Here is a 23172-nt window from a genome sequence, read left to right as displayed (position 1 = left end):
CGGGCGCGCCACGAGGAGGCGGTATGAGGCTGCTGGTCACCGGCGGGGCCGGGTTCATCGGCTCGCACTTCGTCCGGACCCTCCTCGACGGCGGATACGCCGGTCACGAGGAAACCCGCGTCACGGTCCTCGACAAGCTCACCTACGCGGGCAACCGGGACAACCTCCCGGCCGCCCACCCCCGCCTGGACTTCGTCCGCGGCGACATCTGCGACGAGACGCTGCTGCGCGAGCTGCTGCCCGGCCACGACGCGGTGGTGCACTTCGCGGCCGAGTCCCACGTCGACCGGTCGGTGCACTCGGCGGCCGAGTTCGTCCGCACCAACGTCGGCGGCACCCAGACCCTGCTGGACGCCTGCCTGGCGACCGGGGTCCGGCGCGTGGTCCACGTCTCCACCGACGAGGTCTACGGCTCCATAGCCGAGGGCGCCTGGACCGAGGAGTGGCCGCTCCAGCCCAACTCCCCGTACGCGGCGTCCAAGGCCTCCTCCGACCTCATCGCCCGTTCCTACTGGCGCACGCACGGCCTCGACGTCTCCATCACCCGCTGCTCGAACAACTACGGGCCGTACCAGCACCCCGAGAAGCTGATCCCGCTCTTCGTCACCAACCTGCTGGAGGGCGAACAGGTCCCCCTCTACGGCGACGGGCGCAACATCCGCGAGTGGCTGCACGTCGACGACCACTGCCGGGCCATCGCCCTGGTCCTGGACCGGGGCCGGGCCGGCGAGGTCTACAACATCGGCGGCGGCAACGAGCAGACCAACCTGCACATCACCGAGCGGCTGCTCGCCCTGTGCGGTGCCGACGAGTCCTCGGTGCGCCGGGTCGCCGACCGCAAGGGCCACGACCTGCGCTACGCCCTCGACGAGACCAAGATCCGCGAGGAGCTGGGGTACGCCCCGCGCGTCCCCTTCGAACAGGGCCTCGCCGACACCGTCGCCTGGTACCGCGACAACCCCGGCTGGTGGAAGGCCGTCAAGCACCGAACCGACAACTCCGGCCCCGAAGGCCGTGAAGGGACCCCGGCATGAACGTCCACAAGGGACTCATCCTCGACGAGACCGCGAAGTTCCACCAGGACACCCAGAACGACGGGCCCTTCGTCCCCGGCACCACGGAGATCTGGCCGGCGGGCGCGGTCCTCGACGAGCGCGACCGCGCCGCCCTCGTCGAGGCGGCCCTGGAGATGCGGATCGCCGCCGGACCCAGCTCGCGCAAGTTCGAATCCCGGTTCGCCCGCAAGCTCGGCCACCGCAAGGCCCATCTGACCAACTCGGGCTCCTCCGCGAACCTGCTGGCCATGACGGCCTTCACCTCGCACCTGCTGGAGGACCGGCGCCTGCGGCGCGGGGACGAGGTCATCACGGTCGCCGCGGGCTTCCCGACCACCGTCAACCCGATCATCCAGAACGGCCTCGTGCCCGTCTTCGTCGACGTCGAGCTGGGGACGTACAACACCACGGCCGACCGGGTCGCCGCCGCCATCGGCCCGAAGACCCGGGCGATCATGATCGCGCACGCGCTCGGCAACCCCTTCGAGGTCGCCGAGATCGCCCAGCTCGCCGAGGACCACGGGCTGTTCCTCATCGAGGACAACTGCGACGCCGTCGGCTCCACCTACGACGGGCAGCTCACCGGCACCTTCGGCGACATCACCACCGTCAGCTTCTACCCCGCCCACCACCTCACCATGGGCGAGGGCGGCTGCGTACTGACCTCGAACCTGGCGCTCGCGCGGATCGTGGAGTCGCTGCGCGACTGGGGCCGGGACTGCTGGTGCGAGCCGGGCGAGACCAACAAGTGCCTCAAGCGCTTCAAGTACCAGATGGGCACCCTCCCCGAGGGCTACGACCACAAGTACATCTTCTCGCACGTCGGCTACAACCTGAAGGCCACCGACATCCAGGCGGCACTCGGCCTCACCCAGCTCGACAAGATCGACGACTTCTGCGACGCCCGCCGCCGGAACTGGCGCCGGCTGCGCGACGGGCTCGAAGGGGTGCCGCACCTGATCCTCCCCGAAGCCACCCCGCGCAGCGACCCGAGCTGGTTCGGGTTCGCCCTCACCGTGGACCCGGAGGCGCCCTACACCCGGGCCGCCCTCGTGGACTTCCTGGAGGACCGCAAGATCGGCACGCGGCGGCTGTTCGCCGGGAACCTGACCCGGCACCCCGCGTACATCGACCAGCCGCACCGCATCGTCGGCGACCTCACCAACAGCGACATCATCACCGACCAGACCTTCTGGGTCGGCGTCTACCCGGCACTGACCGACGAGATGCTCGACTACGTCATCGCCTCGGTCAAGGAGTTCGTCGGGAGCCACTCGTGACGGCTTCCGCCGCCCTCCCCGGCCGCAGCGCACCGGCCCTGCGCCCCCGCTCCGACGCGGACCTCCCGCAGCGCCTCGCCCGGTCGGCCGCCACCCCCGCGGCCGCCACGGGCGACACCCCGGACGTGCACGCCTGGCTGGAGGAACGCCGCCGGGCACACCGCTTCCAGGTGGACCGGATACCCTTCGCGGAGCTCGACGGCTGGTCCTTCGACCCGGACACCGGCAACCTCGGCCACCGCAGCGGCAAGTTCTTCACCGTCGAGGGCCTGCGCGTGACCAGCTCCACCGACGGCGTCGAACAGCACTGGCACCAGCCGATCATCCGCCAGCCCGAAGTCGGCATCCTCGGCATCCTCGTCAAGGAGTTCGACGGCGTCCTGCACTTCCTCATGCAGGCCAAGATGGAGCCCGGCAACCGCAACCTGCTCCAGCTGTCGCCCACGGTGCAGGCCACCCGCAGCAACTACACCAAGGCCCACAAGGGCGCCGACGTGCGCTACATCGAGTACTTCACCCAGCCCGGCCGCGCCCGGGTGCTCGCCGACGTCCTCCAGTCCGAGCACGGCTCGTGGTTCTACCGCAAGAGCAACCGCAACATGCTCGTCGAGGCCGTCGGCGAGGTGCCCGAGCACGACGACTTCCGCTGGCTGACCCTCGGCCAGATCGGCGAGCTGCTGCGCCAGGACAACGTCATCAACATGGACGCCCGCACCGTCCTCGCCTGCGCCCCGTTCGCGGACCCCGAGGAGCTCTCCCACCACTCCGACACCGAGCTGCTGTCCTGGTTCACCGGGGAGCGCACCCGCCACGACGTGAGCGCCGAACGCGTGCCGCTCGCCGGCATCCCCGGCTGGAAGCGCGGCGAGCGGACCATCGAGCACGAGGAAGGCCGCTACTTCGACGTCGTCGCCGTCGGCGTACAGGCGGGCAGCCGCGAGGTCGCCAGCTGGTCGCAGCCGCTGTTCGAGCCCAGGGGAACGGGCGTCACCGCCTTCCTGACCCGCAGCATCGGCGGCGTCCCGCACCTGCTCGTGCACGCCCGCGTCGAGGGCGGCTTCGCCGACACGGTCGAGCTCGGCCCCACGGTGCAGTACACCCCGCCGAACTACGCGCACCTGCCGTCGGCCAAGCGCCCGCCCTTCCTGGACCTCGTGCTCGGCGCCGATCCCGCCCGGATCCGCTACGAGGCGCTCCACTCGGAGGAGGGCGGCCGGTTCCTCAACGCCGAGAGCCGCTACCTGTTCCTCGACACCGACGAGGAACAGGCGCCGCTCGACGCGCCGCCCGGCTACCTGTGGGCGACCCCGGGACAGCTCGCCACCCTGCTGCGGCACAACCACTACGTCAACGTGCAGGCGCGCACCCTGCTCTCCTGCCTCACCTCGGGCGCGGTGCGCCTGTGACGGAGCCCGTACGCGTCGGCGTGCTCGGCTGCGCCGACATCGCCCGCCGCCGGATGCTGCCCGCCCTGCGGGCGGCGTCCGGCGCGCGGCTCGTCGCCGTCGCGAGCCGCGACGCGGCCAAGGCCCGGGACACCGCCGAGGAAGCCCACTGCGAGGCGGTCACCGGCTACGAGGCACTGCTGGAGCGGGACGACATCGACGCCGTGTACGTGCCGCTGCCGGCGGCGCTGCACGCCGTATGGGTGGAAGCGGCCCTCCGCGCGGGCAAGCACGTCCTCGCGGAGAAGCCCCTCACCACCGATCTCGGCACCACCCGGCGCCTCGTGGCCCTGGCCGCGGGGACCGGGCTGGTGCTGAGGGAGAACGTGATGTTCGTCCACCACCCCCAGCACGCCGCGGTGAGAACCCTCGTGGCGGACGGCGCGATCGGTGGAGTGCGCTCCTTCCGCGCCGAGTTCACCATCCCCCGGCTGCCCGACGCGGACATCCGCTACGACGCCGCGCTCGGCGGCGGCGCCCTCTGGGACACCGGCGTCTACCCCGTCCGCGCGGCCCTGCACCTCCTCGGGGACCAGCTGGAGGCCGAGGCCGCCGTGCTGGTCCGGGGCGGCCCCGGCCGGGCCGTCGACACCTCCGGCACGGCGCTGCTGCGCACCCCCGAAGGGGTCACCGCACAGCTCGCCTTCGGCCTCGACCACGGCTACCGCAGCGCCTACGAGATCACGGGCAGCGAAGGGCGCGTCACCGTCGACCGGGCCTTCACCCCGCCCGCCGGCCACCCGCCCCGCATCCTCCTCGAACGCCGGACCGGCACCGAGGAGATCGCCCTCGACCCCGCCGACCAGGTGCGGGCCGCCGTCGAGGCCTTCACCGAGGCCGTCCGTACGGGCGCCGTCGCCCCCGACGGCCCGTCGCTGCGCCAGGCCGAGCTGCTGGAGGCGGTCCGCGGCGTCGCCCGCGTGCTCTGAACGCCCCACGCCCATGAAGTCCGCCGACTGGAGAGGCCATGCCTTCGCCCCATGACGACATCGCGGTACTGCGCGAACAGATCCGGATCCTGCGCGACCGCGCCGAGCTGCGCGAGCTGTTCGACCGCTACGTGAGCGCCCTCGACGCCCACGACGGCACGGGTCCGGACGACTCCCGCTACACCTCGCTCTTCACCGAGGACGCCACCTTCGCCTTCCCGATCGGCGTGTGCGCGGGCATCGAGGCCTTCGCGGCCTTCCAGCGCGAGGCCCGGGAGCGGTGGGCACGCACCCACCACTCCAGCTCCAACCACTCCATCGTCCTCGACGGGGACCGCGCCACCGTGCGGGCCCAGCAGCGGACCACCCACGTCCACCACACCGGACCGGAGCCCGTGGCCCACTTCGAGGTCGGCGGGTACTCCGAGGCCCGGGCCGTGCGCACGCCGGCCGGCTGGCGGCTGAGCCACGTCGCGTTCCACGTGGTGTGGGACTCCGGGGTGCGCCTGCCGGAACTCGCCGGAGTCCGGCTGTGAGAACCGGATGAACGCCGTGCAGATCGCCGGCTACTGGGTCCCCGCCAGGGACTTCGCACCGGACGCCTTCCGCCCCTCACGGCCGTACGCCGCGCCGCCCCTGACCACCCTGCTGCTCCGCCGGGCCGCCTGGGGGCTGGCCGTCACCAAGTCCCGGCGCCCCCCGTCCGCCCGGCCCGCCTGAACCTCCTGGAGATGCCCCTCATGGTCCCTGTGCCGCCCGTCGGCGCGCCCCCGGTCCGGCCCGTCACCCTCGACGCCGACGGGATACCGCTGTCCGGTCTGCTGGCCCTGCCCGCACAGCCCGTACCCCGGGCGCTGGTGGTGGCCCTGCACGGCTCGGGAATGAGCGCGGGCTACTTCGACAGCCGGGCCCTTCCCGGGCTCTCGCTGCTGGAGCTCGGCGCCGCCCTCGGCTACGCCGTACTCGCCCTGGACCGGCCCGGATACGGGGCCTCGGCACGGGCGCTGCCCGAGGGCCAGGACCTCGCGGGGCAGACGGCCACGGTGCTCGCGGCCCTGGAGGGCTTCACCGAGGGGCGCGAGCTGGGCGCCGGAGTCTTCCTCGTGGCCCACTCGGGCGGCGGCCGCGTCGCGCTCGCGGCCGCGGGTGCCGCCCGGGGCCGCCTCGTACCGGTCGGCGTGGACGTCTCCGGCATCGGCCGGCGGTTCGCCGTGGAGGCCGGCCGGCTGCCCGGCCCCGACCTCCCGGGGGAGTGGCGGCGGCACTGGGGCGCCCTGCGGTTCTACCCGCCGGACGCCTTCCGGCTCGGGCAGCGGCTGCTGCGCCCGGTCCCCGCCGCCGAGTCCCGCGAGACGCGGCTGTGGCCGGAAATGTACCCCGCCGTGGCGGCCGGCGTACGGGTCCCCGTGCGCTTCACGTTCGCCGAGCAGGAGCTGTGGTGGAGGCACGACGGTGAGGCGTTGGAGGAACTGCTGACTCCGCTGATGGCGGCCCCCGCGGCGGTGGCCCGGCAGCCCCACGCCGGGCACAACATCAGTCTGGGCTGGGCCGCCCGCACCTACCACCTGCGGGTCCTGTCCTTCCTGGAGGAATGCCTCCTCGCCCGCGACGCGGCCGGTGGCCGGGTCGTGACCACCCCTGACCGCGACCTGCAAAAGGTTGACGCGGATCTGACATAGAGCCCGTTGACCCGTCGAGGGGCACCGGCGAGTGTTTGGGTGAGCCCCCCGGGTCACGCCAACGAGGTCCGCACGAGGACACGTCCGCCGGGGCTCCCGGCGTCCGTCCGATCCATCTGACCCATCCCGAGAAGGAACGCGCATGTACGACGTGAAGGACCTGTTACAGGTCGTCGGCGTCATGGACGCCGCGACGCACACGGCCACGACCGGGGCGGCGGCCGCCTGATGAAGAGCAGCCGTACGCTCGCCGACTCCGCGCTCACGGTGCTCGCCCCGGCGGTCTGGGGGTCCACCTACCTGGTCACCACGGAGCTGCTCCCCGAGGGCAGGCCCCTGCTCTCCTCGCTGCTCCGCGCCCTGCCGGCCGGCCTGATCCTGGTGCTCATCGGCCGGGCGCTGCCCAAGGGGATCTGGTGGTGGCGCGCCCTCGTGCTCGGCGTGCTCAACATCGGCGCCTTCTTCTACCTGCTCTTCGTGGCCGCCTACAACCTGCCCGGCGGCGTCGCGGCCCTGGTGATGGCCGTCCAGCCGATGGTCGTGCTGCTCCTCGGTCCCCTGCTGCTCGACGAGAAGATCAAGCGCATGCACCTGGTCGCCTGCGCCCTCGGCGCGGGTGGCGTGGCCCTGCTCGTCCTCCAGCCGAACGCCGGGCTCAACGCCACCGGCGTCATCGCCGGTCTGCTGGGCGCGGTCAGCATGGCCTCGGGCATCGTCCTGACCAAGCGCTGGGGCCGGCCCGAAGGGGTGGGGCTGCTGCCCTTCACGGGCTGGCAGCTCACGGTCGGAGGTCTGGTCCTGCTGCCGGTCACGCTGATCGGTGAGGGCCTGCCGGACCACCTCACCGCCAGGAACCTCTGGGGGTTCGCCTACCTGGGCATCATCGGGGCCCTGATCGCCTACGCGATCTGGTTCCGCGGTGTGCAGCGGCTGCCCGCCCTGGCCGTGTCCTTCCTGAGCTTCGGATCCCCCCTGGCGGCCACCCTGCTCGGCTACTTCGTGCTCGACCAGACGCTCTCACCGCTCCAGCTCGTCGGAGCGCTGACGGTGGTCGCGGCGGTGGTCGTGGCCCAGCCACGGCCCGGCCGCAAGAAGCCCGAGCCGGCGCCGCTCCAGGAGAGCGCGCGGGAATCCGTCAAGGCGTAGCGCGACGGACCCGCCCACGACTCCCCGCCACGGCCCGCCCCACCCGGGCAGGGCGGGGAAGGTGGTGGCACACCGTGGCCTCCCCCGTCCGCGGTGTGCCGCCCACCCCCCCCGCCCCACTCCCCCCACGTCCCGCCACCGAACCGTGAGAGGACCGAGTCCCGTGCCCCACGTCCACATCAGGCACTACCCGAGGGACTTCACGGCCGAGCAGCTGAGGGCGATCGACGAGGCGGTGACCGCCGCCGTGACGCAGTCCTTCGCGATCGGCGAGGACGCCGTCTCGATCTCCCTCGAGCCGGTCACACCGGAGGACTGGGAGACCCAGGTCCTCACCGAGATAGCGGACCGTCCGGACCGGCAGGTCAGGCGGCCCGGTTACCTGAACCAGAGCTGACAGACGTTTCGAGAACAGATCTCCAACCCGGCTCCCGAGGAGCCGGTGATCGCCCGGGCGGGCGGGCCGATGGGCCCGACGTCCGTTGGGGGAGGCGGCCGCAGCACGCACCGCGCCGTTCCGGTTCTTCCGGGTGGTGAGGCTCTGCCTTGCGCCCCTCAGTTCTTCGGTCTCATCCGGCCGGGCAGTCAACCCGGCCACTGACACCGGGCCCGCCGCAGCGCGAGCCCGGTTCGCGGGGGCGTTCGACGGCGCCCGCTGCTCCACAACGGAACTTAAGGAAGCGGGAAATGACTCTTCAGGAGACCAGCGTGCTCGAGCCCACCCTGCGCGGCACCACCACCTTGCCCGGCCTGCTCGCCGCGCGCGTCGCCGAGCACCCCGAGGCGATCGCCGTCGCCTACCGGGACGAGAAGCTCACCTTCCGCGAGCTGGCGTCCAGAAGCGCGGCCCTGGCCGACTACCTGGGGCACCTCGGAGTCTCGGCGGACCACTGCGTGGGCCTCTTCGTCGAGCCGTCCATCGACCTCATGGTCGGCGCGTGGGGCATCCTGGGCGCCGGCGCGGCCTACCTGCCGCTGTCCCCGGAGTACCCCGAGGACCGGCTCCGCTACATGATCGAGAACAGCGAGACGAAGATCATCCTGGCGCAGCAGCGCCTGGTGTCCCGGCTGCGCGAACTCGCCCCGCAGGACGTCACCATCGTGACCCTGCGCGAGTCCGAGGCCTTCGTCCGCCCCGAGGGCCAGGAGGCCCCCGCCGCCGGCGGCGACGCCCGCCCGGACACCCTCGCGTACGTCATCTACACCTCCGGCAGCACGGGCAAGCCGAAGGGCGTGATGATCGAGCACCACAGCATCGTCAACCAGCTCGGCTGGCTGCGGGAGACCTACGGCATCGACCGCAGCAAGGTCATCCTGCAGAAGACCCCGATGAGCTTCGACGCCGCCCAGTGGGAGATCCTCTCCCCGGCCAACGGCGCCACCGTCGTCATGGGCGCCCCCGGCGTCTACGCCGACCCCGAGGGCCTCATCGAGACCATCGTCAAGCACGGCGTGACCACCCTCCAGTGCGTCCCCACGCTGCTCCAGGGCCTGATCGACACCGAGAAGTTCCCCGAGTGCGTCTCCCTCCAGCAGATCTTCAGCGGTGGCGAGGCCCTCTCGCGCCTGCTGGCGATCCAGGCCACGCAGGAGATGCCGGGCCGGGCGCTCATCAACGTCTACGGCCCGACCGAGACCACCATCAACTCGTCCTCGTTCGTGGTCGACCCCGCCGCGCTGGACGAGGGCCCGCAGTCCATCTCCATCGGCTCCCCGGTCCACGGCACCACGTACCACATCCTCGACAAGGACACCCTCAAGCCGGTCGGCGTCGGCGAGATCGGCGAGCTGTACATCGGCGGCGTCCAGCTGGCCCGCGGCTACCTGCACCGCGACGACCTGACCGCCGAGCGCTTCCTCGAGATCGAGCTGGAGGAGGGCGCTGCCCCCGTCCGCCTGTACAAGACGGGCGACCTCGGCCAGTGGAACGCCGACGGCACCGTGCAGTTCGCCGGCCGCGCCGACAACCAGGTCAAGCTGCGCGGCTACCGCGTCGAGCTGGACGAGATATCCCTGGCCATCGAGAACCACGACTGGGTCCGCAACGCCGCCGTCATCGTCAAGAACGACGGCCGCACCGGCTTCCAGAACCTGATCGCCTGCATCGAGCTGAGCGAGAAGGAAGCCGCCCTGATGGACCAGGGCAACCACGGTTCCCACCACGCCTCGAAGAAGAGCAAGCTCCAGGTCAAGGCGCAGCTGTCCAACCCGGGCCTGCGCGACGACGCCGAGCTCGCGGGCCGCCCTGCCTTCGACCTGGACGGCTCCGAGCCCACCCCCGAGCAGCGCGCCCGGGTCTTCGCCCGCAAGACCTACCGCTTCTACGAGGGCGGCGCGGTCACCCAGGACGACCTGCTCAAGCTGCTCGGCTCCAAGGTCACCGCGGCCTACTCCCGCAAGGCGGCCGACCTGGCCCCCTCCGAGCTGGGCCAGATCCTGCGCTGGTTCGGCCAGTACATCAGCGAGGAGCGCCTGCTGCCGAAGTACGGCTACGCCTCCCCGGGCGCGCTGTACGCGACGCAGATGTACTTCGAGCTGGAGGGCGTCGGCGGGCTCAAGCCCGGTTACTACTACTACCAGCCGGTCCGCCACCAGCTCGTCCTGATCAGCGAGCGGACCGCCACCGGGCGGCCGACGGCGCAGATCCACTTCATCGGCAAGAAGAGCGGCATCGAGCCGGTCTACAAGAACAACATCCAGGAAGTCCTGGAGATCGAGACCGGCCACATCCTCGGCCTCTTCGAGCAGATCCTGCCGGCCTACGGCCTCGACGTGCAGGACCGCGCCTACGACCCGGCCGTCCGCGAGCTGCTCGACGTCGCAGACGAGGACTACTACCTGGGCACCTTCGAGCTGGTCCCGAACGAGGGCCCGCGCGAGGACCACGCCGAGGTCTACGTCCAGACGCACGGCGGCAAGGTCGCCGGCCTCCCCGAGGGCCAGTACCGCTACGAGAACGGCGCGCTGACCCGCTTCTCGGACGACATCGTCCTCAAGAAGCACGTCATCGCGATCAACCAGTCGGTCTACCAGGCCGCCAGCTTCGGCATCAGCGTCTACAGCCGCGCCGAGGAGGAGTGGCTGCAGTACATCACCCTCGGCAAGAAGCTCCAGCACCTGATGATGAACGGGCTGAACCTGGGCTTCATGTCCTCCGGCTACAGCTCCAAGACCGGCAACCCGCTGCCCGCCTCGCGCCGCATGGACGCGGTCCTCGCCGAGAACGGCGTCGAGGGCGGTCCGATGTACTTCTTCGTCGGCGGCCGCGTCAGCGACGAGCAGCTCGGCCACGAGGGCATGCGCGAGGACAGCGTCCACATGCGCGGTCCCGCCGAGCTCATCCGCGACGACCTCGTCAGCTTCCTCCCGGACTACATGATCCCCAACCGGGTCGTGGTCTTCGACCGGCTGCCGCTGTCCGCCAACGGCAAGATCGACGTCAAGGCGCTCGCCGTCTCCGACCAGGTCAACGCCGAGCTCGTGGAGCGCCCCTTCGTCGCCCCGCGCACCGAGACCGAGAAGGAGATCGCCGCGGTCTGGGAGAAGGCCCTGCGCCGCGAGAACGCCTCCGTCCAGGACGACTTCTTCGAGTCGGGCGGCAACTCGCTCATCGCCGTGGGCCTCGTCCGCGAGCTCAACGCGCGCCTCGGCGTCTCCCTGCCGCTGCAGAGCGTCCTGGAGTCCCCGACCATCGAGAAGCTGGCCCGCCGCCTGGAGCGCGAGGTCGCCCAGGAATCCTCGCGCTTCGTCCGTCTGCACGCGGAGACCGGCAAGGCCCGGCCCGTGATCTGCTGGCCCGGCCTGGGCGGCTACCCGATGAACCTGCGCAGCCTGGCCGGCGAGATCGGCCTCGGCCGCTCGTTCTACGGCGTCCAGTCCTACGGCATCAACGAGGGCGAGACCCCGTACGAGACCATCACCGAGATGGCCAAGAAGGACATCGAGGCCCTCAAGGAGATCCAGCCGACCGGCCCCTACACCCTGTGGGGTTACTCCTTCGGCGCCCGCGTGGCCTTCGAGACCGCGTACCAGCTGGAGCAGGCCGGCGAGAAGGTGGACAACCTCTTCCTGATCGCCCCGGGCTCGCCGAAGGTGCGCGCCGAGAACGGCAAGGTGTGGGGCCGCGAGGCGTCCTTCGCCAACCGCGGCTACACCACGATCCTCTTCTCGGTGTTCACCGGCACCATCTCCGGCCCGGACCTCGACCGCTGCCTGGAGACCGTGACGGACGAGGCGTCCTTCGCCGAGTTCATCAGCGAGCTCAAGGGCATCGACGTCGACCTCGCCCGGCGGATCATCTCGGTCGTGGGCCAGACCTACGAGTTCGAGTACTCCTTCCACGAGCTGGCCGAGCGCACCCTCCAGGCGCCGATCAGCATCTTCAAGGCCGTGGGCGACGACTACTCGTTCCTGGAGAACAGCAGCGGCTACTCGGCCGAGCCGCCGACGGTCATCGACCTCGACGCCGACCACTACAGCCTGCTGCGCGAGGACATCGGCGAGCTGGTCAAGCACATCCGCTACCTGCTCGGCGAGTAGTCGCGGTCCGGTGGACCAAAACGGCCGCCCCGACGGAGAAGTCCGTCGGGGCGGCCGTTTTTTTGGGTTTATGACGCCCGAAAAAGATTCCCGGTAAATGGGATGTCGAATTCTGACGCAAGTTGACGACGCCCTGACATGTGGCCGGTTGACGTGTATCTGAGGCCTGGAAGAGACTCTATATAATCCAGGCGGACTGTATATTGCATTCCAAACTCCGTCGATGACCGTTCGGAAATTTCCGCTGTCTTGCTGACGAGGAGTTATCATCCATGCGCTTCAATCTCATTGGACCCTTCGAGATCGTCACGGACGACGGCAGGACGCTCCGTCCCGGAACGCCGAAGGTCTGCCAGACGCTCGCCCTGCTGCTCACGCGGCCCAACGAGATCGTCACGGCCGACGCGCTCATCCAGGAACTGTGGGGCGAGAAGCCGCCGCGCAGCGCCGTCACCACCTTGCAGACGTACGTCTACCACGCCCGCCGCATGTTCGCGAACGAGGGACTGACACCCGAGGGCCGGCCCCTCATCGTCACCAACCCGCCCGGTTACTCGATCCTCGTCGAGGACTCCGAGATCGACATCCGGATATTCGAGCGCCTCGTCACGAGGGCGCGCGCCGAGTTGAGCGCGGGCGACGCGCTCACGGCCCTGCACACCGTGCGGGAGGCCCTGGAACTGTGGCGGGGGCCCGCCCTGTCCAATTTCCCGGCGGGCGACATGCTGGCCGGTCACGTGGTCCACCTCGAGGAACTGCGCATCCGGGCGTTCGAGATCCGCATCGCCTGCGAGGAACAGCTCGGCTGGCACCGGGAGTCGATCCCCGAGCTGCGCAGGCTCATCAACGACTATCCGCTCAACGAGTGGTTCCACAGCCAGCTCATCGGCGCCCTGGGCGCCGCGGGCCGGCGTGCCGAAGCCCTCCAGGCGTACCAGAACCTGCGGCGCCTGCTCGCGGACGAACTCGGGCTCGAGCCCTCGCTCGAACTCAAGCAGCTCCAGGCCCGGCTCCTGAGCCCCGTCGGACACCAGCCCGTGGCCGGGGTCCGGGACCGGGACGGCGCCTCCCGCCCGGTGCGGACGCCGGCCGGCTCCGGCGCCTGAGGGGCGCGGAGCACATACGACGGAGTCCCGGTACGGACCTGGTCCGTACCGGGACTCCCGTGTGCGCCCCGCGCCCCTCAGCGCGCCGCGCTCACTCCTCGCCGGAAACCGCGGCGAGGGAGCGCAGGATCGCCGTCTGCTTGGCGTCCCGCTCGCGTACGTGCTCCTCGTACGTCTTCGAGCCGTAGGCCGCCTCCGCCTGCTCGATGAGCGAGCGGATGGTCTCGTCGTCCATCGGGGGACGCCCGAGGCCCTCCCAGCCGCGCTCCAGGTTGGAGCCGAGGGTGCCCAGCCACTTGCGCAGGCCGCCGTGGCCCCCGCCGAGGTGGAAGGCCAGGAACGGGCCCACGGTGGCCCAGCGCAGCCCGATGGAGGTGGTGACCACCTGGTCGAGCTCCTCCAGCGTGACCACGCCCTCGCGCACCAGGTGCACCGACTCGCGCAGCAGGGCGGACTGGAGGCGGTTCGCGGCGAACGCCATGATCGGCTTGTGCAGGACGACCGGCTTGCGGCTGACCGACGTGAAGAAGGCGACGGCCTCCTCCACGGCCTGCGCGGAGGTCCGCTCGCCGGCCACGACCTCCACCAGCGGCACCACGTGCGGCGGGTTGAAGGGGTGTCCCACGACCAGCCGGCTGGAGTCGGCCATCCTGGCGCCCATGTCGTCCGGGTTCAGGGTGGAGGTCGACGACAGCAGCAGCGCCCCGGACGGGGCCGCCTTGCCGATCCGCTCGTACAGCTCCTGCTTGAGCTCCAGGTTCTCCGGCGCGTTCTCGACGATGACGTCGGCGTCCGCCACCGCCCGCTCCAGGTCGGGCTCGAAGCTGAGCCGCTCCGCGAAGCCCGCCGGGTCCGCGGTGCCCTCGGGCAGGTACGGCGCGAACAGCTCCAGTCCCTCGGCCACGATGCGCGGCGCGTCCTCGCGCCGGCTGTTGACCCGCACGTGCAGCCCGTGGCCCAGGAACAGCGCGATCCAGCCCAGCCCGATCGTGCCCGCGCCGATCACCGTGACGACGCGCTCCCGCTCCGCGCTCACGCGCCGGCCCCCAGCTTCGGGATGACCTGCTCCGCCATCAGGCGCATCGTGGTGGCGGCGTCCTCGAAGGACAGGTGGCCCGAGTGCACGCCGAGGCTGATGGTGATGTCGTCACCGAACCACTCGGAGATCTGCTCGAGCTGCGCGCGCACCTGGTCGGGAGCGCCGATGAGCAGCTTCTGCTGCTCCATCTTGCTCTCGAAGTGGGAGTTCTTGGTGGCCTCCACCAGCTTCTCGTAGCCAGGGTAGGCCTCGGAGCGGGTGGTGCCCCAGGAGGCGACGGCGTCCCGGATCGCGGCCGAGTTCCGGTCGTCGTCGAGGCGGCCCTTGACCCGGGCCTCCTCGCCGTCCTCGGAGACGACGCACGGGTAGCTGAAGTGGATCTGCTCCGTACCCGGCGTGCGCCCGGACGCGGCCCACTCGGCGCGGTAGATCGCCAGCCGGTTCTGGAGCTCCTCGGTGGACATGACGTTCGGCACCGTCTGCAGGTTGTGCCCGTCGCGGCCCGCCTCGGCGCAGGACTCCGCGCTGCGGGCGGTGGTCACGAACACCGGCGGGTGCGGGGCCTGCACGGGCCGGGGCAGCAGCGTGACCGGGCCGAACTGGTGGAACCGGCCGTCGAAGACCACGTCCTCCTCGCTCCACAGGCGCTTGATCGCCTGGACGCCCTCGACGAAACGGTCCTTCGACTCGTCGATGGAGATGCCGAAGGCCTTGAACTCGTCGGGCAGGAAGGCACGCCCGAACGCGGCGTCGACCCGGCCGTTGGAGATGTTGTCCAGCATGGCCAGCTTGCCCGCCAGCTTCACCGGGTGCTGGAAGGCGGGAATGGTGGCGCTGGTGCCCAGCCGCACCCGCTTGGTGCGGCCGGCGGCCGCCGCGAGGAAGGTCACCGGGTCGGGGCTGTAGCCGCCGTAGGCGAAGAAGTAGTGCTCGACCATCTTCACGTGGTCAAAGCCCAGTTCCTCCGCCAGGTCGACCAGGCGCAGGGCCTCGTCGAAGTACTGCTGGGCGGGCTTGTCGGCGGGGCCGACGGTGGGGAAGAAGACGATCCCGAATTTCACTGAAGCTCCTCAGCCTCGTCAGTCGCGGCCGGAGCCGTCGTGGTGGAGGTCCCGCTCGGCGACCTGCCAGGTCCCGTCCACGAGCACCAGGTGGTCGTTGCAGACCACGCTGGCGAAGATGTCGAGTGCGCCGCCACGCTGGGTGCGCATCGCCAGCGCGTAGCTGCGGGCCCGCAGCGAACCGTCCGGCTCGGGGCGCACGTCGAGCATCCCGAGCCAGTGCCGGAAGTCGATCTTGTCGGCCTCGAGGCGCTTCTTGCGGGCCCGCGAGGAGTCCCGGATCGCCGTCCGCCCGCGCAGCGGCTCGTCCAGCCGGCTCGCCTCCTGGAAGACGGCGTCCTCCGTGAACGTCTGCGCCCACCCGTCGGGGTCGCCGCCGTCCAGGAGGCCCATCTGGCGGGCGTAGAACTGCTGCACCTGCGAGTAGAGCTCGGCGGAGACGAAGGCGTCCGCCGCGGTCCGCGCGGTGCCGGGGGTCGAGTCGCTCATACGATCTGCCTTTCGTGAAGGAGCCGGCGAGCCGGCTGTGTTACGACGTCCTGTGCTGTCACGGTGTGCCGGACCCGGGACCGGGTTGCAGGAGCTGTGATCCGTAGGCGCCCGCCGCGGGGTCGAACCGGAGCGCCACATGGCTCGCGAGGCTGTGCACGTCCCGCCAGATCCGCTGGAGCGGATGGCCGGCGAGCTGCCCGGAACTGCCGCTCGCGCGCAGCAGCCCCTCGACGACGTCCACCAGCCGCTCCACCGCGTACGCGCAGTCCGCCGGGTTGCGCGTCAGCTCGAGCGGGCCGGCGGCCGGGGCGTCGGCGACGCCGGCGGCGCGCTCGAGCAGCAGCGCGGCGCCGTCGACGGCGATCGTGGCGCGGGCCAGGGCGGTGCGCAGCGAGAGCTCCTCCTCCTCCGCTCCCGTCCGGGCGTCATCGGCCCACACCCGCAGCGCGGCCCGTGCGGCGCCCAGCGCGGGCGCGCCGAAGAGCAGACCGCTCAGCAGCCGCAGCGGGGCGGTGTGGCACCGGGCCCGGGAACCGACGCTCCGGCCCTCGATCATGTCCTGGCGGGTGAAGCCGAGGTGGGCCGGCACGAAGACGTTGTCGGCGATCAGGGTGTTGCTGGCGGTGCCGCGCATGCCGAGCGAGGTCCAGGTGTCGGCCACGTCGTAGTCGCGGCGCGGCAGCGCGAAGAACCACGGCACCCGCGCTCCGTCCTGCGGCACCAGTGCGCAGACCAGGGCCCAGTCGGAGAACCCGACCGCACTCGTGTAGGCCCACTCACCGGTCACCCGCCAGCCGCCGCTGACCGCCGTGGCGCTCCCGCGCGGCATCAGCGCGCCCACCACGACGGTGTTCGCCCCCTTGGCCCACAGCTCGTCCTGACCCTCCTCGGGAAGGTAGGCACCCATCCGGCCCGCGCCGGCTATGACCGAGGCGCTCCAGGCGGCCGAGGTGCAGCCCTGCGCGAGCGTGGAGACGGCCCCGAGCAGCCCGGCGGCCGTACCCTCCGTACCGCCGAGGCGGGCGGGCACGAAGTGCCGGGCGAACCCCGCGTCGACGATCCCGTCGGTGACGGCCGGCGACAGCATCCGATCGGCATCGGCCCGCTCCGCGTACCGGCTCGCGACGGAGGCCAACTCCTGTGTCCTGACATGCAGGTCCGTGCCTGATGTCGGAAAGCTCGGCATCAATACCACTTTCCTCGCTGTTTCGTGGCGGCGCGCCATGCGGGTGCCAATGTGACCACCCTGGTCCCGGTTGATCCAGGCCCGCTGGAAGGCCGCTCGACCAGCTCCGGCGAGGCCCGGGGCGCCTCGCCGCGTACGGGGACCACCGGCCCTCCATCGGGGGTCGAGGGGCCGTTCACATGCTCGGACGGACAGCGGCACGTGAAAGGCGACCATGATCAATCTCTTTCAGCCCCAGGTCGGAGCGGAGGAACTCGACGCGGTCGCCGGCGTGTTCCACGACCGTCGGCTCGGCAGCGGGCGCCGGACCAGGGCCTTCGAGACGGCCTTCGCCGAGCACCTGGGCGTCGGACCCGATCACGTCGTCTTCACCAGCTCCGGCACCTCCGCCCTGCACCTGGCCGTCGAGACCCTCGACCTCCAGGAGGGCGACGAGGTGGTCCTCTCCTCCTTCGGCCTGCCGGCCACCGCCGAGGCGGTGGCCGGACGCGGCGGCCGCCCCGTCTTCAGCGACGTCGACCGCCGCACCCTCAACCCCTCCCTCGAGGACATCGAGGCCACCCTCACCGACCGCACGCGAGCGGTGCTCCTGCTCCACTACGGCGGCCGGGTCGGCGACGTCGTCCGGATCGCCGCACGATGCCGGGAACTCGGCATCGTGCTGATCGAGGACGGAGCCTGCTCCGTCGCGTCCCGCGTCGCGGACACCCCCGCCGGCACCTTCGGCGACCTCGCCGTGTGGAGCTTCGACCCCGGCCGGGTACTGGTCACCGGAGACGGCGGCATGGTCTACGCGAAGGACCCCGACCGGGCCGCCCGGACGCGGCAGCTCGCCAGGCGCGGCCTGGTGCGCGCCAGCAGCTTCGGCCACGGCGCCGTGCCGGGCGAGCCGGACCTGCCCGAGTACGGCCGCGGGATCGTCGGCAACGACCTGACCGCGGCCATCGGCTCCGTACAGCTGCGCAGGCTCCCCGAGATGGTGGAGCGGCGCCGGGAGATCGCCGAGCGCTACGACCGCGAACTGGCTGGAACCGAGGGCCTGCTGACGCCGCCGCCGCTGCCCGAGGGCCACGAGTCCACCAACTGCCTCTACTGGGTGCAGCTGGACCCCGCCATACGCGACGGCGTCGTCGCCGACCTGCTCGCCGAGGAGATCTACACCACCCCGCACTACGCCCCCCTGCACCGGGTCCGGTCCGGCGACGGAACGGACGAAGGGACCCCGGGCGCGGGCCTGCCCGCCTGCGACTGGGCGGTGGAGCGCACGGTACGCCTCCCCCTGCACTGCGGGCTCAGCGACGGCGAGGTCGCCACGGTCATCGGCGCCCTGCGCGAGGCGGTCCGCACACGGCTCGCGCAAACCGCGGCCTGAGCCCGGACACCGCCCCCGCTCCGGCGCGCCCCCGCCCCGGGCCGGCGCGAGGACCGCCGCGCCGGGCGGGCAGCAGGCTGATCGAGCTTCCTTCGAACCCCGCTCGACCGGGTCCGGGGACCGTGGTAGGGCGGGATCAGCCCTGATCAGGAGGACGCGCCGTGCCGATCTTCAGATACCCGGAACTGCCGCTCGACGGGCTGCTGCGCCGGGCCGCGCTGCGCGACCCCGAGGCCTGCGCCGTCCGCACCGCCCACGGCATGCGCACCTACGCCGAACTCGACGCCCGCGCCGACCGCTACGCCGCCTACCTGGAGCACGCCCTCGGCAGGCGCGGAGCCCGCGTCGGCATCGCCAACACCCTCGACGAGGAGTTCGCCGCCGCCTGGTACGGCATCCTGCGCAGCGGCAACACCGCCGTCCTCCTCAACCCGCTGGTGCGGGCCGCCGGGCTGCGCCACATGTGCGAGGACGCCCGCGTCGAGATCGCCTTCGTCCCCACCGCCACCGCGGAACTGCTCGTCAAGACCGCCGACCGGCTGCCCCTGCTCCGCGCGGTCGTCGTCACCGACGCACCCGACGGGATCGTGCCCGCCGACGCCGTCCCGCTGTGCGTCGCCCTGGACCGCGCACCCCGCCCCGAGCCCCGCCGCGCCGTCCCCTTCGACCCGGACACGGAAGCCTGCGTCCAGTTCACCACCGGCACCACGGGCCGCCCCAAGGGCGTCCGGCTGACCCACCGCAACCTCGTCGCCAACGCCGCGCAGACCGCCGCCGCCCACCACCTCGACGCCGGCTCGGTGACCCTGAACAACCTGCCGGTCCACTACCCGATGCACCTCAACTCGGCCGTCTACGCGGGCGCCTGCCAGGTGCTGTGCCCCTCCCCGCGCCCCGCCGCGGCCCTCGCCCTGGCCGACCGCACCGGAGCCACCCACCTCTACACGCTCCCCGCCCGCCTGCACCAGCTCGCCGCCGACATCCGCTTCGCCGAAGGCCCCCGCGGCGACGGCCTGCCGCACCCCCTCCCGGGCCGCCCCGAACGCCTCACCGTCGTCCTCTCCGGCGGCAGCGCCCTCGCCCCTGCCGACGCCCGGCTGCTGGCCGAACGGCTCGGCGTACCCGTGCTCCAGGGCTACGGAATGGTCGAACTCTCCCCCCTCACCCACTCCCAGCGGCCCGACGGCCGTTCCGGCACCGGCACCGTCGGCGCGCCCGTCCCCGGCACCGAATGCCGCGTCGCACACCCGAGGACCGGCGTCCCGTGCGCCCCCGGCGAGACCGGCCAGGTGCAGGTGCGCGGCCCCCAGCTGATGGCCGGCTACCTCGGCGAGAGCGGACCGCCCGTCGACGCGGACGGCTGGTTCTCCACCGGGGACATCGGCCGGATCGGCCCCGACGGGGGACTGCACGTCGTCGACCGCCTCGACGACGTCTTCTCGTACGACAGCCAACTCGTCTCGCCCACCGCCGTCGAAGCCGTCCTCGCCGCCGACCCCCGGATCGAGGACTGCGTGGTCGTCGGCTGGCCCGACGCCGTCCACGGGGCCCTCGTCTGGCTCGGCGTCGTCCTCGCGGACCCGACCGCCCCCGGGGTCCTCGACGTGCTCGACTCGGTCGTCGAGGCCGCGAACGCCCAGCTCGGGCCGCACGAGCAGATCCGGCGGGTCGAGGTCCTGGAAGCCGTTCCGCGCACCCCCGCCGGGAAGCCCGAGCGCCGCTCGCTCCGCCGCGCGCTGCGCCGCCGCGCGGCGGCCGAGGCGGCCGCCTGAGCCGGGCGTCGCCCTCACGAGGGGCCGTGGACGGCGGATGAGGCCGGGATCCAGGACCCTTCGAGCGGACCTCCGCCGAAGCCCGCGATGGTCGAGAGCGAGGTTGAGAGAGGTGTGATCCGATGTCAGGTGAGCGTGTGCAGCACACGTCGTACTCGGTGGACGTGGCCGCCCCCGCGGGCGTGGTCTACGCGCTGATCGCGGACACCACCCGGTGGCCGCTGTTCGTCCCGCCCAGCGTCCACGTCGAACGGCTGGACTTCGACGGGACCCGCGAACGCTTCGGCATGTGGGCGACCGCCAACGGAACGGTCACCTCCTGGATCTCCCGGCGCTCCCTGGACCCCGTGCGGCGGACCATCGACTTCCACCAGGAGGTCCCGACGCCCCCGGCGACCTCCCTGGGAGGCCGATGGGCCGTCGAGGAACTGGGCGCCGACCGCTCCCGGCTGACGCTCCTGCACCGCTTCACGGCCCGTGACGACGATCCGGCCGGCGTGGAGTGGCTCACCCGGGCCACCGACGCCAACAGCCGGGACAACCTGCACCGGCTGAAGGAGACGGCCGAACTCTGGGCGAAGCTCGACGGCCTCCTGCTCACCGTCGAGGAGTCGGTACGCGTCCACGGCCCGTCCGAGCTCGTCTACGACTTCCTCTACCGGGCCGGCGACTGGCCCGTCCACCTGCCCGAGATCCTCCGGGCCGACGTGGCGGAGGACCGGCAGGGCGTCCAGCTGCTCGGCATGGACACCCGGGGCGCCGACGGCGTCACCGAGACCAGCGAATCGGTACGGGTCTGCTTCCCGCACGCCGGCCGGATCGTCTTCAAGCAGACCCGCACTCCCCGGCTGCTCGCCGCCCACACCGGTGAATGGGCCGTCAACCCCGACGAGACCGGCACCACCGCCGTCGCCACCCACCAGGTGCTGCTCCGCGAGGAGGACATCGAGCCCGTGCTCGGCCCCGGCGCGGACCTCGTCGAGGCCCGCGACCACGTACGCCGCGCCCTGGGCGCCGCGAGCACCCGCGTCCTGCACCTCGCCCGGCGGCACGCGGAGACGGCGGTCCACCAACTGATCCCGCAGCGGTGAACGCGGCCCCCGGCGACCGCCCGCCGCCGTCCGCCGCGAGGGCCACCGCCACCGCCCGGCCGTGGACCCACCCCGCGGCCCCCGTCCAGGTCGACGTCCTCCTCGACGGTCTCGCGCACCCCGGCCCGGGCATGTACACCGAGCAGCTGCACTGGTGCTGGCACGGCCGGCTCGAAGCCGAGCGCTTCGCCCGCGCCTGGCAGACCGTCACCGGCCAGGAGGCCGTACTGCGCACCGCGCTCGTCGAACCCGCACCGGGGTCCGGAGCGACGCCGCGGATCGCCGTACACCCGTACGCCGCCCCGCTGATCACCCACCACCACTCCGGCGGCACCGGCCCCGAGGCCTGGGAGGCGCTGCTCGCCGCCGAGCGGATGCGCGAGTTCGACCTGACGCGGCCCGGCCCGCTGCGGATCGCCCTGCTCGACGGGGCGGACGGCGGCACGCGGGTGCTGCTCACCTACCACCGCGCGCTGCTGGACCCCGTGGGCGCCCGCCGGCTGCTGCGTGCCTTCCACCGCGCCTACGCCGCCGAAGGACCGCCCCGGGGCGGCGAACGCCGGCCCGACCTCCGCGACCACCTCCGCTGGGTGGACGCCCGGGACCCCGCCCCGGCCCGCGCGTTCTGGACCTGGGCCGCCCCGCCCCCCGGGAGCGTGACCCTACCCGCCCTGGACCGGGGGCCCACCCACCAGCAGGGGCACGGCCGCACCCGCCAGCGCCTCACCCCGGTGGAGGCCGGCCGGCTGCGGGCCTGGGCCGCGCTGCTCGGCGCGGCCGAGAGCACCGCGCTCCAGGCCGCCTGGGCGCTGCTGCTCTACCGCGCCGGCGCGGAGGGGACACCGGGCGCGGTGCCCGTGGCGTTCTCCGCGGCCGTCACCGGGCGGGGCATCCCGCTGGAAGGGGCCGGCCAGCTGCCGGGACCCCTCGGGAACGCGCTCCCGGTGGCGGTGGACGTCCATCCCGGAGCGACGGTGGCGGTGCTGCTCGGTGAACTGGCCGGGCGGGCCGTCGACCTCGCGGCGTACGAGTGGGTCTCGCCGGGGCAGATCCGCGGCTGGGTTCCCGGCACCCCGCGCACGGAGTCGGTGCTGGCGTTCCTCCCGCCGACGGCCGGCCGGCGGCCCGCGGGGCCGACGCCGGAGACCGCCCGGCCCTCGCCGTGGGCCGGCCCGGAGCCCGCGGGGCCGACGGAGCCCGCGGGGGCCGATCCCGTCGAGACCGCCGAGACCGTCGGGGCCCTCACCGGGATGCCGGTCGCCGTCACGGCCCGCCACGACCACGACGGCGGCCTCACGCTGACCGCCGTGCACGACCGGACGCGGATCACGGACGGGGACGCCGCCGAACTGCTCTGGCAGACCGCCCTGCTGCTGCGGCGGCTGCCGCTCGAGGCCGGGCCCGACACCACCGTCGCCGAGGCGCTCGCGCCGCTGCACGGGACGCCGTCACCCCGGGCCGCCCCGGACCCCGTGCCGACGCCCCGGACGCTGCGCCCGGCCACCGCGTCCGGGGCCGGGCTGGTGTGCCTGGTTCCGCCCCCGGGCGTCCCCGGGGACTGTTACGAACGCCTCGCGGAACGTCACCGGGGCGCGTGCGCCCTGCTGACCACCGTCCCGGACCCGGCGGCCGTCCTGGCCGCGCTGGCTCCCGCCCTGGCCGCCGGGGAACCCGTCGCCGTGGGCGGGTACCCGGGCGCGCGGGCCCTCGCCGACGAGGTGGCCCGCCGGGTGGCCGCGCACGGCTGGAGTGCCCCGCCGGTGGTGGTCGCCGGCTCCGACCGGGCGCTCGCGAAGGCCCTGGCGGGGCTCTCCCCGAGGGCGTCCGCGACGTAGCTCCGCCGCCCGGCCGGAGGGCGTCGCGGTGCCGGGAGCGGCTCAACGCGGCAGCCGCGGCAGGGCGCTGCCGGACACCGCCGCCAGTGCGGCTCGAGCGTTCCTGCAGGGGTCTTCAACCGCCGCCGCCGAACGTGGTAGGGCC

Annotated in this window: 19 protein-coding genes; 15 read left to right on the top strand and 4 right to left on the bottom strand. The window is 72.6% G+C overall.

The features are described from left to right. The first annotated feature begins 23 nt into the window (after positions 1-23). The 11 genes from rfbB (at position 24) to D1J60_RS36755 (ending at position 13179) form a co-directional block, all read left to right on the top strand. A complete protein-coding gene (gene rfbB, locus D1J60_RS36805; RefSeq protein ID WP_125599082.1) occupies positions 24-1034 on the top strand; it encodes a dTDP-glucose 4,6-dehydratase in 1011 nt (336 codons plus the stop codon). Next, entirely contained in the window at positions 1031-2335 is a 1305-nt protein-coding gene (gene rfbH / locus D1J60_RS36800) for a lipopolysaccharide biosynthesis protein RfbH (RefSeq protein WP_125599084.1), read from the top strand. Before rfbB ends, rfbH begins: the two co-directional genes overlap by 4 nt. Continuing rightward, entirely contained in the window at positions 2332-3741 is a 1410-nt protein-coding gene (locus D1J60_RS36795; protein WP_125824846.1) for an NDP-hexose 2,3-dehydratase family protein, read from the top strand. Before rfbH ends, D1J60_RS36795 begins: the two co-directional genes overlap by 4 nt. Continuing rightward, on the top strand, positions 3738-4709 hold the full coding sequence (locus D1J60_RS36790) for a Gfo/Idh/MocA family oxidoreductase (RefSeq protein ID WP_125824845.1): 972 nt from the start codon (positions 3738-3740) through the stop codon (positions 4707-4709). Before D1J60_RS36795 ends, D1J60_RS36790 begins: the two co-directional genes overlap by 4 nt. Positions 4710-4747: 38 nt before the next feature. Then, on the top strand, positions 4748-5245 hold the full coding sequence (locus D1J60_RS36785) for a nuclear transport factor 2 family protein (protein WP_125824844.1): 498 nt from the start codon (positions 4748-4750) through the stop codon (positions 5243-5245). Between the two features lie 7 nt (positions 5246-5252). Further along, entirely contained in the window at positions 5253-5429 is a 177-nt protein-coding gene (locus D1J60_RS37635; protein ID WP_164721140.1) for a hypothetical protein, read from the top strand. 20 nt (positions 5430-5449) lie between these two features. Continuing rightward, positions 5450-6388, top strand: coding sequence for an alpha/beta fold hydrolase (locus D1J60_RS36775; RefSeq protein WP_125824843.1), 939 nt, complete (start codon positions 5450-5452; stop codon positions 6386-6388). A 228-nt stretch (positions 6389-6616) separates the two neighbouring features. Continuing rightward, positions 6617-7534: an EamA family transporter gene (locus tag D1J60_RS36770; protein WP_125824842.1), complete on the top strand. Its 918-nt coding sequence runs from the start codon at positions 6617-6619 to the stop codon at positions 7532-7534. A 163-nt stretch (positions 7535-7697) separates the two neighbouring features. After that, positions 7698-7931 (top strand): tautomerase family protein, encoded by a 234-nt coding sequence (locus D1J60_RS36765; RefSeq protein ID WP_164721139.1) that lies wholly within the window; start codon positions 7698-7700, stop codon positions 7929-7931. A 290-nt stretch (positions 7932-8221) separates the two neighbouring features. Then, on the top strand, positions 8222-12073 hold the full coding sequence (locus D1J60_RS36760) for an amino acid adenylation domain-containing protein (protein ID WP_125824840.1): 3852 nt from the start codon (positions 8222-8224) through the stop codon (positions 12071-12073). A 272-nt stretch (positions 12074-12345) separates the two neighbouring features. Beyond that, a complete protein-coding gene (locus D1J60_RS36755; RefSeq protein ID WP_125824839.1) occupies positions 12346-13179 on the top strand; it encodes an AfsR/SARP family transcriptional regulator in 834 nt (277 codons plus the stop codon). A 91-nt stretch (positions 13180-13270) separates the two neighbouring features. Here D1J60_RS36755 and D1J60_RS36750 read toward each other — a convergent pair whose 3' ends face one another. Genes D1J60_RS36750 through D1J60_RS36735 form a run of 4 tightly spaced genes read right to left on the bottom strand, consistent with a single transcriptional unit; the run spans position 13271 to position 16906 of the window. Further along, positions 13271-14215, bottom strand: coding sequence for a 3-hydroxyacyl-CoA dehydrogenase NAD-binding domain-containing protein (locus D1J60_RS36750; protein ID WP_164721138.1), 945 nt, complete (start codon positions 14213-14215; stop codon positions 13271-13273). Then, positions 14212-15279, bottom strand: a complete 1068-nt coding sequence (locus D1J60_RS36745) for an LLM class flavin-dependent oxidoreductase (RefSeq protein WP_125824838.1) — start codon at positions 15277-15279, stop codon at positions 14212-14214. Before D1J60_RS36745 ends, D1J60_RS36750 begins: the two co-directional genes overlap by 4 nt. 18 nt (positions 15280-15297) lie before the next feature. Further along, positions 15298-15768, bottom strand: a complete 471-nt coding sequence (locus D1J60_RS36740; protein WP_125602834.1) for a nuclear transport factor 2 family protein — start codon at positions 15766-15768, stop codon at positions 15298-15300. 58 nt (positions 15769-15826) lie between these two features. Continuing rightward, entirely contained in the window at positions 15827-16906 is a 1080-nt protein-coding gene (locus tag D1J60_RS36735; protein WP_241253729.1) for a hydrolase, read from the bottom strand. A gap of 265 nt (positions 16907-17171) precedes the next feature. Between D1J60_RS36735 and D1J60_RS36730 the strand changes: the two genes are divergently transcribed. The 4 genes from D1J60_RS36730 (at position 17172) to D1J60_RS36715 (ending at position 23027) form a co-directional block, all read left to right on the top strand. Next, a complete protein-coding gene (locus tag D1J60_RS36730; protein WP_125824837.1) occupies positions 17172-18329 on the top strand; it encodes a DegT/DnrJ/EryC1/StrS family aminotransferase in 1158 nt (385 codons plus the stop codon). 161 nt (positions 18330-18490) lie between these two features. Then, entirely contained in the window at positions 18491-20101 is a 1611-nt protein-coding gene (locus D1J60_RS36725) for a class I adenylate-forming enzyme family protein (protein ID WP_241253728.1), read from the top strand. 122 nt (positions 20102-20223) lie between these two features. Further along, positions 20224-21192 carry an aromatase/cyclase gene (locus D1J60_RS36720; protein WP_164721137.1) on the top strand — a complete coding sequence of 323 codons (969 nt, stop codon included), beginning with the start codon at positions 20224-20226 and terminating at the stop codon, positions 21190-21192. Continuing rightward, a complete protein-coding gene (locus D1J60_RS36715; RefSeq protein ID WP_125824836.1) occupies positions 21189-23027 on the top strand; it encodes a condensation domain-containing protein in 1839 nt (612 codons plus the stop codon). The genes D1J60_RS36720 and D1J60_RS36715 overlap by 4 nt, the downstream gene beginning before the upstream one ends. Positions 23028-23172: the final 145 nt, after the last annotated feature.

The sequence above is a fragment of the Streptomyces sp. W1SF4 genome, assembly GCF_003950035.1.
In the GTDB taxonomy this organism is placed as follows: domain Bacteria; phylum Actinomycetota; class Actinomycetes; order Streptomycetales; family Streptomycetaceae; genus Streptomyces; species Streptomyces racemochromogenes.
This window is presented reverse-complemented; position numbering and strand designations above follow the sequence as displayed.

Bases quoted from the DNA above. Each gene is read 5' to 3' on its own strand.
- rfbB (WP_125599082.1), top strand. From the start codon at position 24: ATGAGGCTGCTGGTCACCGGCGGGGCCGGGTTCATCGGCTCGCACTTC.
- rfbH (WP_125599084.1), top strand. From the start codon at position 1,031: ATGAACGTCCACAAGGGACTCATCCTCGACGAGACCGCGAAGTTCCAC.
- D1J60_RS36785 (WP_125824844.1), top strand. From the start codon at position 4,748: ATGCCTTCGCCCCATGACGACATCGCGGTACTGCGCGAACAGATCCGG.
- D1J60_RS37635 (WP_164721140.1), top strand. From the start codon at position 5,253: ATGAACGCCGTGCAGATCGCCGGCTACTGGGTCCCCGCCAGGGACTTC.
- D1J60_RS36775 (WP_125824843.1), top strand. From the start codon at position 5,450: ATGGTCCCTGTGCCGCCCGTCGGCGCGCCCCCGGTCCGGCCCGTCACC.
- D1J60_RS36770 (WP_125824842.1), top strand. From the start codon at position 6,617: ATGAAGAGCAGCCGTACGCTCGCCGACTCCGCGCTCACGGTGCTCGCC.
- D1J60_RS36760 (WP_125824840.1), top strand. From the start codon at position 8,222: ATGACTCTTCAGGAGACCAGCGTGCTCGAGCCCACCCTGCGCGGCACC.
- D1J60_RS36755 (WP_125824839.1), top strand. From the start codon at position 12,346: ATGCGCTTCAATCTCATTGGACCCTTCGAGATCGTCACGGACGACGGC.
- D1J60_RS36740 (WP_125602834.1), bottom strand. From the start codon at position 15,768: ATGAGCGACTCGACCCCCGGCACCGCGCGGACCGCGGCGGACGCCTTC.
- D1J60_RS36730 (WP_125824837.1), top strand. From the start codon at position 17,172: ATGATCAATCTCTTTCAGCCCCAGGTCGGAGCGGAGGAACTCGACGCG.
- D1J60_RS36720 (WP_164721137.1), top strand. From the start codon at position 20,224: ATGTCAGGTGAGCGTGTGCAGCACACGTCGTACTCGGTGGACGTGGCC.